The organism is Xenorhabdus bakwenae, assembly GCF_030272115.1.
In the GTDB taxonomy this organism is placed as follows: Bacteria; Pseudomonadota; Gammaproteobacteria; order Enterobacterales; family Enterobacteriaceae; genus Xenorhabdus; species Xenorhabdus bakwenae.
Window position 1 is genome coordinate 3,952,458 of record NZ_CP119194.1, and the last position, 16,864, is coordinate 3,969,321.

Consider the following 16,864-nt stretch of genomic DNA (forward strand, 5'->3'; position numbering starts at 1 on the left):
TTTACTCAGCATCGGACGAAAATTCATCAAGAGGCGACTGTGCATCATGGTTCAGTAAAATTTGCACTCGTTGTTCTGCCTGTTGAAGCGTTTTCTGTCCTTGTCTTGCAAGTTGAATACCACGTTCAAATTCATTCAACGCATCTTCTAATGGGAGTTCCCCGGATTCCAGCCGAATAACAATGTCCTCCAGCTCTTTAAGAGAGGTCTCGAATGTTGGCATGTGTTCGGTTGTTGATGTTTGATTTGCTTTAGACATAATGACTTAACATATGGTTATTTAACGAATTAGCAAAGCGAGTTCGTTACAGAATTGCAGAGTACCCTACTACACCAAGAAAAATAAATCATGTGTTACCACTATTTTTTTATAGTCGGTTTTTGCAGTCGATTTTTTACAGGTGATAAGCCAGATGGTGTTATACTCTGCGCCCTATCCAACTGAACACTTAAGAACAATCATTGCTATTGTTGATGATAGTTCAACATTGAATGACTACTATATCTTACTATGAAGTTTATCATTAAATTATTCCCAGAAATTACGATTAAGAGCCAGACTGTCCGGTTGCGCTTTATTAAAATTCTTGCCAGCAATATCCGCAATGTGCTGAAAACCTTCGGAGAAGGCATTGCTGTGGTTCGCCATTGGGATAATATCGAAGTTCGGGTTAAGGATGATAACCTCGGTGCGGAAATTTGTGATGCACTGACACGCATTCCAGGCATTCACCATATCCTGCAAGTAGAAGAGCGGGATTTTCGTGATCTGCATCATATCTTTGAACAAACCTACGAAACTTACGGGCATTTACTGAATGGTAAAACATTTTGTGTTCGCGTAAAGCGCCGTGGTAAACACAGTTTTACTTCCAATGAAGTTGAGCGCTATGTTGGTGGCGGCTTGAACCAGCATATTGAATCAGCCAAGGTGAAACTGACCAAGCCTGATGTCACCGTGAATCTGGAAATTGATCAGGATAAGCTGATTCTGGTGAAAGCCCGTCATGAAGGGATTGGTGGATTTCCTATCGGTACGCAGGAAGATGTACTGTCATTGATTTCCGGTGGATTTGATTCCGGCGTTTCCAGCTATATGTTGATGCGTCGTGGCTGCCGTGTGCATTACTGTTTCTTTAATCTTGGTGGCGCAGCCCATGAAATTGGCGTAAAGCAGGTTGCCCATTATTTGTGGAACCGGTTTGGCAGCTCACATAAGGTCCGTTTCGTTGCTGTGAATTTTGAACCTGTCGTGGCTGAAATTCTGGAAAAAGTTGATGACGGGCAGATGGGGGTTGTGCTGAAAAGAATGATGGTCAGAGCGGCTTCTAAAGTTGCAGAACGCTACGGTGTGCAGGCAATTGTAACCGGTGAAGCACTGGGGCAGGTATCCAGCCAGACTTTGACGAATTTAAGATTGATTGACAATGTTTCAGATACGTTGATCCTCCGTCCCCTGATTTCCCATGATAAAGAGCACATTATTAAGCTGGCTCGTGAGATTGGCACCGAAGATTTTGCCCGTACGATGCCGGAATTTTGTGGGGTTATCTCGAAAAGCCCGACAGTGAAAGCCGTTAAAGCCAAAATTGAAGCAGAAGAAAACAATTTTGACTTTGACATCTTAGAACGCGTGGTGAGTGAAGCCCAGAATCTGGATATCCGCCAGATTGCAGAGCAATCCAGTGAGCAAGTGGTGGAAGTGGAAATGGTATCTGCACTTTCCCCTAATGATGTGTTATTGGATATCCGTTCTCCCGATGAACAGGATAATCGTCCGTTAAATATAGAAGGTATTGAAATTCAGTCATTGCCTTTCTATAAACTGGGCACCCAGTTTGGTGATTTGCCGAAAGAAAAAACTTATCTGCTGTATTGTGAGCGTGGTGTGATGAGCCGTTTACAGGCACTTTATCTGCGTGAACAAGGCTTCGGCAATGTTAAGGTGTATCGACCTTAATTTGCCTTTAAGGCCCAAGGCTGCTTACGGAATCGATCCGATAAGCAGCCTATGTCGTATCTTCTTTCCCTTTCAACAATTCAATCAGTTTCTGCACTGGCTACGGTAACATGAATTCCCGCCCGAACGAGTAAATCAATCGTCGTAACAGCTTCGATCTCTTCGCTGCCGTGAGCGAGACAAATAAGGGCTGAGGTGTTCATATTCTTCCTCCTTGCGCTTAATATAATGATAAACAGTGGTATTTTCGGTGACAGACAAACCATGAGTGCGGGCTTGACGTATTAAATAACCGGTGATGTAGTCTATTTCTGTATGTCGCTGTGCCCGTATATCTTGCAGCATGGATGAGTAATTTTCAGCGGTTTGCTCGATTACGTTCATGACGTAATCGAGCAGGGTTTGTTTGGTGGTATGAATATTGTCATGTTTCATAACCTGATAAATTTCGTCACATAATGCCTGTATTTGTGCCCGGTGATGCTGTAAGTCACCATTTTTACAGTCATAGATGACGGTGAGAGGATTAATGACACAGTTGACGGCAAGTTTCATCCAACTGATAGCCTGTATTTCATTGTGCCATGCTACATCGGGCAGGGCGCTGTGTAAAATATCGGCCAGAGCGCTAAGTTTGGTGGTATTGGCTGTGATGGCACCAATATGAGTCATCCCATGTGACTTATAGTACACGATGTTATTTTTTCGATAGGCTCCATGTGTCGTTACGCCAAGTAAAATGGGGTTGGGCAGAGGTGTAAATTCTTCCTGGGTTCCCATGCCATTATGCAATAACAGGATTGGGCAATGGGGAGACAGTTTGTCAGCAAGGTGATTGACTGCGTCAGAGACTTGCCACGCTTTTAAACAAACGAGAAGTAGTTTGCTTTCAGCAAGGTGTTTCTCGTCATTGGCAGGAAACTGTTGATTAAAAGCCTGACCATTAAAGTTTTCGATCTGGACGGAAATAACAGGCTGTGGGACCCTTAGCCATCCCTGAACACTATGGTTCTGTTGGGATAAGGCGGCAAGCCAAAGTTTACCTATAGCACCACAGCCAAGAACAGTTATTTTCATATTTCTTCCTGATCTGAACATAGGATAATCGCAAAAAGATCGTTGAGCTTCCCGAGTATAGAGCTTTTGCCAATAATGGAAAGCGGTTATCATGCCGATTTATTGATTAGCCGGAGGTGACGGGTAATGCCATCATTTGATATTGTTTCTGAAGTTGATATGCAAGAAGTGCGTAATGCAGTAGAAAACGCACAGCGTGAGTTAAGCAATCGTTGGGATTTTCGTAACGTCCCCGCGAGTTTTGAATTAAACGAAAAGAATGAATCGATCAAAATTGCCAGTGAGTCTGATTTTCAGGTGAACCAACTCGTTGATATTCTGCGTGAAAAGTTTGCTAAACGCGGAATTGATGGTTCTGTCATCAATATTCCTGAAAATATGGTTCATAGCGGCAAAACGTACAGTGTAGAAGCGACCTTACAGCAAGGTATTGATACGCCGTTAGCGAAAAAGATTGTGAAGATGATTAAAGACAGTAAGTTGAAGGTACAGGCCCAAATTCAGGGTGAGCAAGTGCGGGTAACAGGTAAGGCTCGTGATGATTTGCAAAGTGTCATGGCATTGGTTCGTGGTGCAGAATTGGGGCAGCCTTTCCAGTTTACTAATTTCCGCGATTAGTTTCCGTCATTATCCTAATCGTGAACAATTAATCATAGTACGGTGTTTGGCAACACCGTACTTGGTATAAATATCCCAGCTATTGATGGGATAATACAAGTTGTTCTAACTGGTTGCGATTGGTTAGTTTAGTATCGACTTTGATATACGCACTGTGTTCTTCTGGTGCGATGACAATCTCTTTTACACCCGCTTGCGCCAATATCTTTTTCTCCAAAACCCCTGGGTTGCTGAGTTGTTCTGGCAAAATGAGCCTGATGCTGCTGACATAGGGGGGTTGCTGTAAAGTCAGGCTGATAATAAACCAGAGTGCGGTCAGCGCGATGCCTCCCATAAAGACGAGTGATGCACCTTGCCATTCGTAAAGTATTCCTCCAAGGAAACCGCCCAAAGCCACGCCAAGGAATTGACTGGTCGAGTAAACGCCCATGGCCGTGCCTTTGTAACCCGCAGGGGCTTCTTTGCTGATGAGTGAAGGCAAGATAGCTTCCATGATATTAAATGCAAGGAAGAAAATTTGAATGCCTGCAAAGATCCCCCAAAGATGCGATCCCTGAAACCATAAAACAGCTTCAGCGATGAATAACATAGCGATACACAGCAAAAATACCTGCTTCATGCGACGTTTTGTTTCTGCGTAAATAATGAAAGGTAAAACGGCGACAAAAGAGATAAGTGTAGTAATTAAATAGACTTTCCAGTGTTGTTGTGGCGGAAAACCTACTTTTTCCATAATAAGGGGAAGAGCAACAAAGCTCGACATCAATAAGGTATGCAGGCAGAGAATACCAAAATTGAGTTTGATGAGTTGGGGATCGAAAAGTACACGTTTGAAGCTGCCGCGAGCGATACCTGACTCACGATTTAATAAATGCTTATGTGTATTTGGTACAGCAAATAGTGTGATAAGTATCCCGCAGCAAGCCAAGATTGCAATTGCTCCAAAGAGACCATTTAAACCGATTTGGTGGGTGATAATAGGGCCGACGACAATGGCAAAAGCGAATGTAATGCCAAAGCTAATGCCGATAAATGCCATTGCTTTTGTTCTGTTCTGCTCACGAGTCAGGTCTGAAATTAATGCCATGATAGCAGCAGAGATTGCTCCCGTACCTTGTAAAGCTCGCCCGATAATAATTCCCCAAATAGAGTCGCTTAAAGCGGCAATAACACTGCCTAATGCGAAGATAAGAAGTCCACCGATGATTAAAGGTTTTCTGCCAATTTTGTCTGAAAGAAGCCCGAATGGGATCTGAAATATTGCCTGTGTTAAGCCGTAGATGCCAATGGCAATTCCAATAAGCGCTTCAGTCGCATCACGTAACGCTAAACCATAGGTCGTCAGAACAGGCAGAACCATGAACATGCCTAACATGCGCAGGGAGAAAACAGAACCTAAGCCCCATGTTGCCCGAAGTTCAAGCGGAGTCATTTTATTATCGTTCATGGATACCTCAAAAAAATCTGGTATGACATTTCAATTAGGTGAGAGCAAACGAAAAAAAAAGCGTTTGTCACCGAATAAGTTGTCATTGAATAGAGATAAAAGAAAGGAAAAAGATGGCAGGGCTTACCCTGCCATCTTAAATATTACCAGACGTAAGTCAGTAGGTTTTCTGGAGATGCTGTTGAATCTACAGACATCATGACGCTTAATGACATGATAGCGACGATAGAAAACAGAAATAACTTACGGGCCCAAATACGGTCATTAGAGGTTTTATACCCTGATAATGCCATACCCAACCACCAGATGCTCACTGCGGCAGCGACGATAAGGTATTTATAACCCGCATAACCACTGATGGTCAGCATCAAAGTGGCAACCATAAAGGCCAGAATATACAGCGTGATGTGGTTTTTCGCGACGGAAATCCCTTTAATCACGGGTAATACTGGAATGTTGGCCGCCTGATAATCTTTGAACCGAAAAATAGCAATGGCATAAGAGTGGGGCATTTGCCACAGGCTGAAGATCAGCAATAAGATCAACGCGCCTGTATCAAAATGCCCTGTTACTGCACAGTAACCAATCACGGGAGGTGCTGCGCCTGACAAGCTACCAACCAGCGTGCCATAAACAGATTTTCTCTTCATGTAGAGGCTATAAATCCCAACATAAACGATAAACCCGATGAGAGCTAACTGCATTGCTAAGACATTGGTTGCTACATAAAGCAGCACTATGCCAACAATACCTAACACTGAGGCGTAAATCAGGCTGATTTTCGGATCGATAAGCCCTTTCACAAGGACTCTTTCTTTCGTTCTTTCCATGATACGGTCAATATCGCGGTCGATATAGTTGTTGAATACACAACCTGATGCTACCACCAGCGATACCCCGACCATCGTTGCAAAGAACAAGGGGTAATCTATTACGCCCTTGGAAGCGAGTAGAAAACCACCAATCGCAGAAATTAGATTTCCGAAAATAATTCCTGGTTTGGTCACTTGCAGGTATTGCTTAATCATTCAAATCAACCCTTAATCAACCATCATATTGATGTTCAGGTTGTACATAATCCACAGGGAGCCAACAACAACGATAGCGATGACCAGTAATGTGAATATTAAGGCAACGAGGTTCCAACGCTCTTCAGATGATGTATTCATGTGCAGGAAGCAGATGAAATGAACAAAAATCTGAATAACAGCCATAGCGACTACTGTCACCAGAATTGTGCTGTGTGAAGTAGTGCCATCCATTACCATCCAGAATGGGATCACGGTCAGTATGACTGACAGAACAAAACCCATTAGATAGGTTTTGAAGCTACCGAGGCTTGCGCCGGAATGAGAAGTATTTGGATGACTCATTACATAGCTCCCATCAGATAAACGACAGTGAATACACAAATCCAGACAACGTCAAGGAAGTGCCAGAACAGACTCAGGCAGTTCAGACGCACACGGTTCACATCAGTCAGGCCGCGGCGTGAAACTTGAACCATCATGATAACGATCCAAATCAGACCGATGGTCACGTGCAGACCGTGAGTGGCAACCAGTGCGAAGAAGGCAGACAGGAACGCACTACGATCAGGGCCAAAGCCTTCTGTGATCAGTTTATGGAATTCATAAACTTCCATTGAAACGAAGCCAAGGCCAAACAGGAAGGTAATGAATAGCCACAAATTAGCCTGACCCGCTTTACCTTTGTTCACGCCCAGCATGGCGAAACCATAAGTGATACTACTAAATAGCAGCAAGAAGGTTTCTACCAGTACAAATGGCAGTTCAAAAATATCTTTACCAGATGGGCCACCCGCAGTGCCGTTAACTAACACGGCATAGGTAGCGAACAGACTTGCAAACAGAATCAAGTCACTCATCAGGTAGACCCAGAAGCCAAATATTTTGTTGGCTCCTGTATCGTGGTGCCCATGAGTATCATGGGCGGCTGTGTTGTTAAGGGTTTGAGTCGACATTATTTCACACCTGCCTTTCTCAGATCTTCATAACGCTGATTTTCAACTTTTTCGATTTCAGCTACAGGAACGTAATAATCAACGTCTTCGTCAAAGCTTTTCACGATGCAACTGATGATGATGCCCGCGAAACTTGCAATAGCCATCCACCAGATATGCCAGATCAAAGCAAAGCCTAAGGTCAGACAGAAAGCACTGATGATCACACCTGCACCGGTATTTTTAGGCATATGAATTTCTTCATATTTAGCAGGACGCTTATATTCAGTTCCTTTTTCTTTCATATCCCACCACGCATCACGAGTCTGGATGTGTGGAACTTCCGCAAAGTTATAGAACGGCGGCGGAGATGAAGTTGACCATTCCAGGGTACGAGCACCCCATGGATCACCGGTCAGATCACGGTTCTGCTCACGGTCACGGATACTGACGTAGAACTGGATAACCTGACACAGAATACCAAGAGCGATAAGAACAACACCGCCTGCTGCAACCACCAGCAAAGGATGGAATTCTGGGTTGATATCTTGGCTCAGGCGACGGGTCATGCCCATGAAGCCCAGTGCATACAGAGGCATAAAGGCAACGAAGAAACCCGTGATCCAGAACCAGAATGCACGGACACCCCATTTTTCATTCAGCGTGAAACCAAATGCTTTCGGGAACCAGTAAGTTGTACCGGCGAAGCAGCCGAATACCACACCACCGATGATAACGTTATGGAAGTGAGCGATTAGGAACAGGCTGTTATGCAGTACGAAGTTTGCACCAGGTACGGCCAGCAGAACACCTGTCATACCACCAATAGAGAAGGTGACCAGGAAGCCAACAGTCCACAGCATTGGGGTTTTGAATTCAATACGACCACGGTACATAGTGAACAGCCAGTTGAAGATCTTAACCCCGGTTGGGATGGAGATAATCATTGTGGCGATACCAAAGAAGGCGTTAACGTTCGCGCCGGAACCCATGGTAAAGAAGTGGTGCAACCATACGATGAACGACAGGATGGTAATAACGATTGTTGCCCACACCAGTGAGGTATAACCAAACAGGCGTTTTTTCGAGAAGGTTGCAGTGACTTCGGAGAAAATACCGAAGACAGGTAGAACCAGTATGTAAACTTCAGGATGGCCCCAAGCCCAGATCAGGTTGATGTACATCATCATGTTGCCGCCCATATCGTTGGTAAAGAAATGGGTGCCCAGATAACGATCCAGGGTTAGCAACGCGATGGTGACTGTCAGGATTGGGAACGCAGCAATAATCAAGATGTTGGTGCACAGTGAAGCCCAAGTGAAGACGGGCATTTTCATCATGGACATACCTGGTGCACGCATACGCAGGATGGTCACAAAGAAGTTGACACCGGTCAGCAATGTACCGACACCAGAGAGCTGAAGGCTCCATATCCAGTAATCAACACCGACTCCCGGGTTGTACTCCAGACCAGATAGAGGCGGGTATGCCAACCAACCGGTTTGTGCAAACTCGCCGACTCCCAGAGAGAGGTTGATCAATACGACACCGACAACAAATAACCAGAAGCTCAAAGAGTTCAAGAATGGGAATGCAACGTCGCGTGCGCCGATTTGCAGAGGAACAACAATGTTCATCAGACCGACAACGAAAGGCATCGCCATAAAGAAGATCATGATAACGCCGTGAGCGGTGAAGATCTGATCATAATGGTGCGGGGGCAGGAAACCGGCTTCACCAGCGGAAGCTAAGGCTTGCTGTCCACGCATCATGATGGCGTCAGCGAAACCACGGAGCATCATCACCATGGCAACGACGATGTACATGACACCAATTTTTTTATGGTCAACGCTGGTTAACCATTCACTCCAAAGCCATTTCCATTTACGGAAATAAGTCAAGGAACCAACAACTGCCAGTCCCCCAAGCAAGATCCCAAGTAATGTCACCACAATAATGGGTTCATGTAATGGGACCGCATCCAGTGTTAATTTTCCCCACATGCTTTTATTCCTCAACACCTGAATGAGCCGGCTGACTCATATTCATATTATGACCCGCAGCTTCACCATGTTCTGTTTTGCCGTGAGCAGCCATACCATGCATGCCACCATGACCCATGTCACCCATGAATTTGGCGATAGTCTCTTGGAACAGTTTTGGTTTCACGCTTGAGAAGTATTCAACGGGATTGTTTTGGCTAGGTTTAGCCAACTCATTGAACGCTTGTACGGTATCCAGGGTTTTCGGTGATGCTTTCACTTTCTGTACCCACTCTTCAAAACCTGCACGATCATCAGTCGCGGTTGCAGTGAATTTCATGCCTGAGAAGCCATGACCACTGTAACTTGCTGAGAATCCATCGTATTTACCCGCTGAGTTAGCAATCAGGTGCAATTTTGTCTGCATGCCCGCCATTGCATAAATCTGCCCACCTAACTGTGGGATGAAGAAAGAGTTCATCACAGAGTCTGAGGTGATTTTGAAGTTAACTGGAACATCTTTAGGGAATACGATTTCGTTTACAGTTGCGATACCCTGATCTGGGTAGATGAACAGCCATTTCCAGTCAAGGGAAATAACTTCAATCGTCACCGGTTTGACATCACTGTCCAATGGCTTATAGGGATCGAGTTCATGTGTTGTTTTCCATGTAATCGTCGCCAGAGTGATGATAATCAGGATAGGCACAGTCCAAACGACAAGCTCAATTTTATTTGAGTGTGCCCAGTTTGGACGATAAGTTGCAGATTTATTGGCTTCCCGGTAACGTAAGGCAAAAATAATTGCCATTACAATAGCCGGTATAACAACGATCAGCATCAAACCAAACGCTGTTAGTATCAGCGTTTTTTGTTCGACGCCGATCGCCCCTTTGGGATTCATCAATACCATATCACAACCACTTAGCATTAAGGTGGCTGCGAGTAATGACGATAACCCAATAGTTTTTTTGTATTTCATAAGTCTCATTGATCGACCCCAGATAACAAAAGCTTTATTGTCGTTTCATCAGTGCGGGCATTCTACGGTAAGGTTACCGGAGTGTAAACAATTGTAATAGAAGCAGGTTGGCTTGTAGGCTTTTTATGTTAGAGGGATCACATGTGATTCTAAATTTAACAAAACGTTAATTTCGGTTAGTTATCTTAATTAAGAAATCAAAATAGACAATTAATTTCAAATAACTCTCTATTTTAAAAGGAAAAGCCGTGATAAAAACCAAAGAAAAAATTCGGAAATATGCCTTGTTATCGGAGAGATAACTATGATTTATTGATTTCGATGAGCAACACCAAGCTGCTCATCGATTTAACTAATTATTAGAAGTTATATTTCACACTATAAACAATACCATCCTGCAAGAAATCTTCCCCCAGTTTGTTATCCGCATAGCGATATTGAACTCCAGTTGTAAAAGAAGGATGTGGAGTCCACCATAACGCAACAGCGCCATTGATACCCTCGCGTCCGCCGTTACCGTAGCGTTCATTGCGGTTCAATTCAATTTCATTCCAGTTTGTCACGCTGAATTTTTGTTCCCAAAGGTTGAAATCGTATCCTGCAACCCAGCCCACAACATAACCGTTATTGCCTGAATAGAAAGTTTGGTCAACATAGTGCAGTGCCACAAAAGGTTTGAACCATAGGCCAGCAATGTTAGCATTATAGCCTAATCCATAGAGGGTATTAACTTCATGGAAGTTTCCACCGTTCGCTTTACCTGGTAAAGAATAGGTTCCATACACATGACCATAAAGGTTGAAACCCGTATCGCCTAGATAGAAACGACCCGTTGTCTTGAAAGTGTAACGTTGGTTATCACCTGGTTGGGCTGTTTTACTGTTGAAAGGATTTTCTAAATCAGTGAAACCATAGAGTTCGCCCCAGCTAAATCCTGCTCCACCTTCCAGTTCTAAATAAGCAAAATCATCCTTATGCGAGGTTTGTCCGGTTTTATGAGTAGTATGTTTGCTCCAGTCAAGGTAGTTCATGCTGACATTGCCAAACCCCCACTGGTATTCCGCGCAGGCTGAAGCAGAAACTAAGGTTGCGGCAATTGCGGTGAGTGTCAAAATACGTCTTTTCATAAATTCCCTTTATATGGTTTTAAGATGGTGAACGATATTTCGAATAGTTCGAAATAATATGCGCCCAAATAATAATATTTGTTAGTTCAAATATAAATAATTTCACCCTGAAAAAGATGTTGTTCAGGCCACATAATTGTGAGTTTTTACTCGTCTTGTGAAGTTTGTCACTATGTAAACCAGCAACAGCCGGCTGAATTTTGTCAATCTGCCGTTGCTGGTAGATGTAAAAAAGGTATTAAGTGGTGACAGTAGATTAGGTGAGCTTACTTTTCTTTAATGCCAAATAATCCAATATTCCTCCTGAAAGAAGGCCTAAAATTCCTATGATTATGCTCCAGGATAACAGTGGGGATATCCACTCACTGATTTTATGCAGATATAGAATATATTCCGGCGATATAGTGTATATCAGAGACACTAAATGAATGATGATAAACAGTATGCTGCTGATAATTAACCAAGTTACAAATATCAGAGCAGATAATGCCATGATAATAAAAGTAAATTTATAAGTATTCTTGAATAGTGTTCGGGGAATAAAACTATCATTTTTCTCAGAATAAGCCAGTGTCTTACGACAAGCGAACAACAACACAAGCCCCGGTAACCCGATAACAACAGAAAATAAGTAGAACGTTGACCAGCCATAGGCTTCGGCAAACCATCCCGCTACAGGGCCAACATAAACGCGGCCAACTGCTGATAATGCAGAAAGTAACGCGAACTGTGTTGCCGAAAATGATTTGTTACACAAGGTCATTAGCAGGGCAACAAAAGCGGCTGTTCCCATGCCACCACAGATATTTTCCAGAAAAATCGCCGCTCCCATTACATAGATGTCTTTAGGTGTAACAGCAAGTATCCAATAACCCAAATTTGAAATGGTTTGAAGAATGCCAAAGATCATCAGGGCACGGAACAGGCTCATCCTATGCATCAAATAACCACCGTACAATGCGCCAATAATGGTTGCGGTGAGTCCGAGAGTTTTATTGATCATGCCGACTTCGACTGGATTGAAACCAACACCCCGAATCAGGAAAGGAGTGCTGAGTGAGAGAGCAAAAGCATCTGTCAGTTTGTACAGTACAATCAGCAGCAGGATAATCCAGGCATTGTTGCGGCCGAAAAAGTCAAACAAGGGTTCGAGTACTGCCTGACGTAATGTTTTTGGCGGTGCTGTATTAATTTCCGGTTCTTTGGCGGTAAACGTGGCATAAACACCAATCAGCATCAGGCCTGCCATAACCCAATACATATTTTGCCAGCCGATATAGGTGGCAAGCAGTAAGGCAAATCCACCAGAAGCCAGCATAGCCAACCGATAACCCAGTACGGAAACGGCGGCACCTGATCCGCGTTCTTCTTGTGACAATAAGTCGGTTTTATAGGCGTCAAAAATAGTATCTTGGGAAGCGGAGAAGAATGCGACAGCAACAGCTAATGCAGCAAGCCACCATAAGTGTTGGGAAGGTTGAAGAAATCCCATTGCGGCAATACTGACTATTAATAAAAGTTGAGTTGTGAGCATCCACCCCCGTCGGCGTCCTAAAAAGGACGGGGTATACCGATCCATTGCGGGTGCCCAGAGAAACTTAAAAACATAGGCTTGACCAACCAAAGTGAAAAAACCGATAGTTCGGATATCGACATTTTCGACAGTCATCCATGCTTGTAACGTTCCAGCCGTGAGCGCAAGAGGCAGACCTGAGGCAAAGCCCAGTAACAGAAGGGTTCGATAGTTGCGTAACGCAGATAGGTTTAAATAACGGTGGTTAGTCATGGGCCTCCCAAAACTTTCCGCATACAATCTAATTTTGTCAGAATTAGGCAGAAAGTTTGTTTATTATCCTGTTAGTGGACGTTTTGTTTGATAAAAGTGCTGATTGACGCATCCTGAGCCATGTCTGCGATCACATCAGATAAGACAGTATTGACGGCATCAGCAAGTTTTGTGTTTGTTGCTGCCAATGGTCCCTGAGCATGGTAGCTGGTACGATAGTTTTTGATTTGTTGACTACCGTCTTGAGCATAAGCAATGATAGAAATTTCAGCTTTGGCTGAAATATCATGACGAAGACTGCCTTCTTTCACATTGGCGTAGAGTTGATTGACTACGACCTGCAAATTGGCATTAGCGGGAGAGCCAATCATATAGCCGCGAGCCACCATTTGTTTTTCCAGCGCTTCTTGTAGTAAGAAGCGTACATCACGGGAAGGAACCAAGGTAACTAATCGCGCATTACGATTAATTTGGGCCAGGGCTTGAGATTGACGATGGTCGACCCCACTAATACTGACGGTAATCGCTTTCATGGTTGGATCTGCTGGTGGCAGAGTAATTTTAGGTTGAATGGCTAATGTGTTGCCTGAGTCTGCACAGCCAGATAAAAAGAAAAGCGTAATCAATGGAATAAATATTTTCTTTAGCATGTGGGTTTTCTCAATTCAAGATTCGGATATTCAATATTAATACTGATAGTTTAAACCGCTGTAATCATAGCATCACCATGGGTAGCGGCATATCCCTGATGATTGAAACATGGTTTGAAATATCGTGAGAAATACCTGACGTAAATTCTGTTAAGGAGATTTGATTACCCCGATGTTATAAATCACGGGAAATAATCTAAAATCAATAATATGGTTGATAAATAACCTTTGGTGATTTAGGAGAATGGGATGGTTCGTCAAAAAATAGAAACAAAGTTACAGGCGGCATTTCAGCCTTCTCATCTGGAAGTGACCGATGAAAGTTATCGTCACAATGTGCCAGCGGGCTCTGAAAGCCATTTTAAAATTATTATCATAAGCAATGAATTTGTTGAACAAAGAATGTTGAGTCGCCACCGCTCAATATATAGCGTCTTGGCTAAAGAATTAGAGGAAGGTGTACATGCTTTGGCACTTCATACTTATACGGAAAAGGAGTGGGCAGAACTAGCAGACACTGTTCTGGCTTCTCCGGCATGTCGCGGTGGAAGTACGACGACATCAAGCTTGTGATTTTTCGAGTTAATTTCATAGCTTGTTTGTCTCTATTTTATTCATCTCGCTTTAATTTTAGCTAGCAGCCTTCGGGCTGTATTTTTTTATATGCATATTGCATAACAGTCTCATCATAAACAATATTATGACGTAGCCATTGAGCAACGCTTATCACATAAGTTAACGAATCATGCATGCTTTTGTCTGCAATTCTCGACTCATACTGTCTGCGCCGCTATAATGCTGCGTCTAAATTTTTAGAATGGTTTCGGGACGCTTCTGATCACAGGGATACTCGGTTTTTAAATGCGACCGCCCCGGTTCTTAAAGAGTACTGCAATCCGCTTGTTTTAAGCCTTGCAGCCATTCTGAAGTTGACCGAGCACTATGATTTTTTTGAGGTAACAAGATGCAAGTTTCTGTTGAAACCACTCAAGGCCTTGGGCGTCGTGTGTCAATCACCGTTCCTGCTGCCGATATCGAAAAAGCAGTTGACAGTGAACTGGTTAATGTAGCAAAGAAAGTCCGTATCGATGGCTTTCGTAAGGGCAAAGTGCCAATGAAGATCGTTAAGCAGCGTTATGGCGCTTCTGTTCTTCAGGATGTTCTGGGTGATCTGATGCAGCGCAATTTCATCAATGCGATCATTGAGCAGAAAATCACTCCGGCAGGCGCACCAAGCTACAAACCTGAACAGTTTAAAGAAGGTGAAGACTTCACTTACGCAGTTGAATTTGAAGTTTATCCAGAAATTGAACTGAAAGGTTTAGAAGAAATTGAAGTTGAAAAACCTGTTGTTGAAGTAAAAGATGCAGACGTTGACAACATGCTGGACACGCTGCGTAAACAGCAGGCAGATTGGAAAGAAACCGATGAAGCAGCGGCTGCGGAAGATCGTGTCACTGTTGATTTCACTGGCTCCGTTGAGGGTGAAGAATTCGAAGGCGGTAAATCAACTGATTTCGTTCTGGCAATGGGCCAGGGCCGTATGATCCCAGGTTTTGAAGAGGGTATCGTTGGGCACAAAGCAGGCGAAGAATTTACTATCGATGTGACTTTCCCAGAAGATTACCATGCAGAAAATCTGAAAGGTAAAGCTGCAAAGTTCGTGATCAACTTGAAAAAAGTTGAACAGCGTGAACTGCCAGAGCTGACTGAAGAGTTCATCAAGCGTTTTGGTATTGCTGATAGTACTGTTGACGGTTTGCGTGCCGAAGTTCGCAAGAACATGGAACGTGAACTGAAAAATGCTGTTCGTAACAACATCAAAACTCAGATTCTGGACGGTTTGGTTAAGGCTAACGACATTGAAGTTCCTGCGGCGGTTGTTGATGGTGAAATTGATGTACTGCGTCGTCAGGCTGCTCAACGTTTTGGCGGTAGCGAAACACAAGCTCTGGAACTGCCACGTGAACTGTTCGAAGAGCAGGCTAAACGCCGTGTTGTTGTTGGCTTGCTGTTAGGCGAAGTTATCAGCAGCAATGAGCTGAAAGTCGAAGAAGATCGCGTTACTGCGTTGATCGAAGAGATGGCAGCCGCTTATGAAGATCCAAAAGAAGTTGTAGAATACTACAGCAAAAATAACGAAATGATGAACAACATTCGCAACATTGCTCTGGAAGAGCAGGCTGTTGAATTTGTTCTGAGCAAAGCGAAAGTTTCTGAAAAAGAAGCTGGCTTCAATGAACTGATGAATCAAAATCAATTGGCATAAGTTTCATTTATTGAATGCCTGAGATGATGAAACCTCACTCTCAATGAAGTGAATCGAAGTAAACCCGCAGGCTATGCTTGCGGGTTTTTTTATTGTTCTTGAAAAAAACAGATTTAACCTCATATCCTTTCTTACTATTATGTAAGAGCTTACTACTTTTTAGAAGGGGAAAAGCCCCTTGTTAGGTAACTTTGGATCATGGTCATCATCGCTTATCTCAAGTAGAATCAGTTATGAATGGCACCCGCGTGAGTTCTATTAGGAGACGGAAATGTCATACAGTGGCAAGCAAGATCAATATGCACCTAACATGTCTTTGGTGCCGATGGTGGTTGAACAAACAGCACGTGGCGAGCGTGCATTTGATATCTTCTCCCGCTTATTAAAGGATCGTATTATTTTTCTGACTGGGCCTGTTGAAGATCATATGGCGAACTTGATCGTTGCCCAAATGCTATTCTTGGAAGCAGAAAATCCAGAAAAAGATATTCATTTATATATTAATTCACCAGGTGGGGTTATTACGGCAGGCATGTCTATTTATGACACGATGCAGTTTATCAAACCCGATGTGAGTACTATTTGTATGGGGCAGGCCTGTTCAATGGGAGCATTCCTGCTGACCGCTGGAGCAGAAGGGAAGCGTTTCTGTCTGCCAAATTCCAGAGTTATGATTCACCAGCCATTAGGTGGTTTCCAGGGACAGGCGACTGATATTGAGATCCATGCGCAGGAAATCATCAAGGTGAAAGCGCGGATGAACGAATTGATGGCGAAACATACCGGACAGCCACTTGAGAAGATCGTTAAGGATACAGAACGCGATCGTTTCTTGTCAGCCGAAGAGTCCGTAGAATACGGGTTGGTTGATAGTATATTCACCCAGCGCAGCTAATTATTAATTAATTTATTACTCCGATGCTAGCCTTTTCTATAAGCGTTTCTTGATGTTGACGCCAAACTAGCCGGAGTAATAGCGTTTTTTCTGTTATGCCAGACAAAC

The 16,864-nt window shown here is 43.5% G+C and carries 16 protein-coding genes and 1 pseudogene; 5 read left to right on the forward strand and 12 right to left on the reverse strand.

Going from position 1 to position 16,864, the window contains the following annotated elements; genetic code table 11:
- Position 1: 1 nt before the first annotated feature.
- Complete coding sequence (xseB, locus tag PXH59_RS19535) at positions 2 to 259, reverse strand: exodeoxyribonuclease VII small subunit (protein ID WP_285809818.1); 258 nt, start codon at positions 257 to 259, stop codon at positions 2 to 4.
- 252 nt (positions 260 to 511) lie between these two features.
- Here xseB and thiI point away from each other — a divergent pair, with 252 nt between their 5' ends.
- Positions 512 to 1,960 carry a tRNA uracil 4-sulfurtransferase ThiI gene (gene thiI, locus PXH59_RS19540; RefSeq protein WP_047766846.1) on the forward strand — a complete coding sequence of 483 codons (1,449 nt, stop codon included), beginning with the start codon at positions 512 to 514 and terminating at the stop codon, positions 1,958 to 1,960.
- Between the two features lie 83 nt (positions 1,961 to 2,043).
- Here the strand turns inward: thiI and PXH59_RS19545 are convergent.
- Positions 2,044 to 2,145: pseudogene (locus PXH59_RS19545) on the reverse strand (DJ-1 family protein); the annotation flags it as partial.
- Entirely contained in the window at positions 2,096 to 3,037 is a 942-nt protein-coding gene (panE, locus tag PXH59_RS19550) for a 2-dehydropantoate 2-reductase (protein WP_285809820.1), read from the reverse strand. The gene panE and the pseudogene PXH59_RS19545, both read right to left, overlap by 50 nt.
- Before the next feature lie 126 nt (positions 3,038 to 3,163).
- Here panE and PXH59_RS19555 point away from each other — a divergent pair, with 126 nt between their 5' ends.
- Positions 3,164 to 3,655, forward strand: coding sequence for a YajQ family cyclic di-GMP-binding protein (locus tag PXH59_RS19555; RefSeq protein ID WP_047766842.1), 492 nt, complete (start codon positions 3,164 to 3,166; stop codon positions 3,653 to 3,655).
- A 79-nt stretch (positions 3,656 to 3,734) separates the two neighbouring features.
- Here PXH59_RS19555 and PXH59_RS19560 read toward each other — a convergent pair whose 3' ends face one another.
- The 9 genes from PXH59_RS19560 to PXH59_RS19600 form a co-directional block, all read right to left on the reverse strand.
- Entirely contained in the window at positions 3,735 to 5,102 is a 1,368-nt protein-coding gene (locus PXH59_RS19560; protein ID WP_285809821.1) for an MFS transporter, read from the reverse strand.
- Positions 5,103 to 5,245: 143 nt separating this feature from the next.
- Positions 5,246 to 6,130 carry a heme o synthase gene (gene cyoE / locus PXH59_RS19565; protein ID WP_285809823.1) on the reverse strand — a complete coding sequence of 295 codons (885 nt, stop codon included), beginning with the start codon at positions 6,128 to 6,130 and terminating at the stop codon, positions 5,246 to 5,248.
- A gap of 12 nt (positions 6,131 to 6,142) precedes the next feature.
- Positions 6,143 to 6,475, reverse strand: a complete 333-nt coding sequence (locus PXH59_RS19570) for a cytochrome o ubiquinol oxidase subunit IV (RefSeq protein WP_285809825.1) — start codon at positions 6,473 to 6,475, stop codon at positions 6,143 to 6,145.
- Positions 6,475 to 7,086, reverse strand: a complete 612-nt coding sequence (locus tag PXH59_RS19575; RefSeq protein ID WP_047766834.1) for a cytochrome o ubiquinol oxidase subunit III — start codon at positions 7,084 to 7,086, stop codon at positions 6,475 to 6,477. The genes PXH59_RS19570 and PXH59_RS19575 overlap by 1 nt, the downstream gene beginning before the upstream one ends.
- Positions 7,086 to 9,068 carry a cytochrome o ubiquinol oxidase subunit I gene (gene cyoB / locus PXH59_RS19580; protein WP_047766832.1) on the reverse strand — a complete coding sequence of 661 codons (1,983 nt, stop codon included), beginning with the start codon at positions 9,066 to 9,068 and terminating at the stop codon, positions 7,086 to 7,088. The genes PXH59_RS19575 and cyoB overlap by 1 nt, the downstream gene beginning before the upstream one ends.
- Before the next feature lie 4 nt (positions 9,069 to 9,072).
- Positions 9,073 to 10,038, reverse strand: a complete 966-nt coding sequence (gene cyoA / locus PXH59_RS19585; RefSeq protein WP_047766830.1) for a cytochrome o ubiquinol oxidase subunit II — start codon at positions 10,036 to 10,038, stop codon at positions 9,073 to 9,075.
- A 350-nt stretch (positions 10,039 to 10,388) separates the two neighbouring features.
- Positions 10,389 to 11,156: a nucleoside-specific channel-forming Tsx family protein gene (locus tag PXH59_RS19590; RefSeq protein ID WP_285809829.1), complete on the reverse strand. Its 768-nt coding sequence runs from the start codon at positions 11,154 to 11,156 to the stop codon at positions 10,389 to 10,391.
- 256 nt (positions 11,157 to 11,412) lie between these two features.
- Positions 11,413 to 12,942 carry a muropeptide MFS transporter AmpG gene (gene ampG / locus PXH59_RS19595; RefSeq protein ID WP_285809830.1) on the reverse strand — a complete coding sequence of 510 codons (1,530 nt, stop codon included), beginning with the start codon at positions 12,940 to 12,942 and terminating at the stop codon, positions 11,413 to 11,415.
- Positions 12,943 to 13,013: 71 nt separating this feature from the next.
- Positions 13,014 to 13,592 carry a lipoprotein gene (locus tag PXH59_RS19600; protein ID WP_285809831.1) on the reverse strand — a complete coding sequence of 193 codons (579 nt, stop codon included), beginning with the start codon at positions 13,590 to 13,592 and terminating at the stop codon, positions 13,014 to 13,016.
- Positions 13,593 to 13,841: 249 nt separating this feature from the next.
- Between PXH59_RS19600 and bolA the strand changes: the two genes are divergently transcribed.
- The 3 genes from bolA to clpP all read left to right on the forward strand — a co-directional run bounded on the left by bolA (position 13,842) and on the right by clpP (position 16,756).
- Positions 13,842 to 14,165 carry a transcriptional regulator BolA gene (gene bolA / locus PXH59_RS19605; RefSeq protein ID WP_285809832.1) on the forward strand — a complete coding sequence of 108 codons (324 nt, stop codon included), beginning with the start codon at positions 13,842 to 13,844 and terminating at the stop codon, positions 14,163 to 14,165.
- A gap of 391 nt (positions 14,166 to 14,556) precedes the next feature.
- Positions 14,557 to 15,861, forward strand: a complete 1,305-nt coding sequence (gene tig, locus PXH59_RS19610) for a trigger factor (protein ID WP_047766821.1) — start codon at positions 14,557 to 14,559, stop codon at positions 15,859 to 15,861.
- Positions 15,862 to 16,132: 271 nt separating this feature from the next.
- A complete protein-coding gene (clpP, locus tag PXH59_RS19615) occupies positions 16,133 to 16,756 on the forward strand; it encodes an ATP-dependent Clp endopeptidase proteolytic subunit ClpP (protein ID WP_047766819.1) in 624 nt (207 codons plus the stop codon).
- Positions 16,757 to 16,864: the final 108 nt, after the last annotated feature.

Bases quoted from the DNA above. Each gene is read 5' to 3' on its own strand.
- panE (WP_285809820.1), bottom strand. From the start codon at position 3,037: ATGAAAATAACTGTTCTTGGCTGTGGTGCTATAGGTAAACTTTGGCTT.
- xseB (WP_285809818.1), bottom strand. From the start codon at position 259: ATGTCTAAAGCAAATCAAACATCAACAACCGAACACATGCCAACATTC.
- PXH59_RS19570 (WP_285809825.1), bottom strand. From the start codon at position 6,475: ATGAGTCATCCAAATACTTCTCATTCCGGCGCAAGCCTCGGTAGCTTC.
- cyoA (WP_047766830.1), bottom strand. From the start codon at position 10,038: ATGAGACTTATGAAATACAAAAAAACTATTGGGTTATCGTCATTACTC.
- cyoE (WP_285809823.1), bottom strand. From the start codon at position 6,130: ATGATTAAGCAATACCTGCAAGTGACCAAACCAGGAATTATTTTCGGA.
- tig (WP_047766821.1), top strand. From the start codon at position 14,557: ATGCAAGTTTCTGTTGAAACCACTCAAGGCCTTGGGCGTCGTGTGTCA.
- cyoB (WP_047766832.1), bottom strand. From the start codon at position 9,068: ATGTGGGGAAAATTAACACTGGATGCGGTCCCATTACATGAACCCATT.
- clpP (WP_047766819.1), top strand. From the start codon at position 16,133: ATGTCATACAGTGGCAAGCAAGATCAATATGCACCTAACATGTCTTTG.
- PXH59_RS19600 (WP_285809831.1), bottom strand. From the start codon at position 13,592: ATGCTAAAGAAAATATTTATTCCATTGATTACGCTTTTCTTTTTATCT.
- PXH59_RS19555 (WP_047766842.1), top strand. From the start codon at position 3,164: ATGCCATCATTTGATATTGTTTCTGAAGTTGATATGCAAGAAGTGCGT.
- thiI (WP_047766846.1), top strand. From the start codon at position 512: ATGAAGTTTATCATTAAATTATTCCCAGAAATTACGATTAAGAGCCAG.
- PXH59_RS19590 (WP_285809829.1), bottom strand. From the start codon at position 11,156: ATGAAAAGACGTATTTTGACACTCACCGCAATTGCCGCAACCTTAGTT.
- bolA (WP_285809832.1), top strand. From the start codon at position 13,842: ATGGTTCGTCAAAAAATAGAAACAAAGTTACAGGCGGCATTTCAGCCT.
- ampG (WP_285809830.1), bottom strand. From the start codon at position 12,942: ATGACTAACCACCGTTATTTAAACCTATCTGCGTTACGCAACTATCGA.
- PXH59_RS19575 (WP_047766834.1), bottom strand. From the start codon at position 7,086: ATGTCGACTCAAACCCTTAACAACACAGCCGCCCATGATACTCATGGG.
- PXH59_RS19560 (WP_285809821.1), bottom strand. From the start codon at position 5,102: ATGAACGATAATAAAATGACTCCGCTTGAACTTCGGGCAACATGGGGC.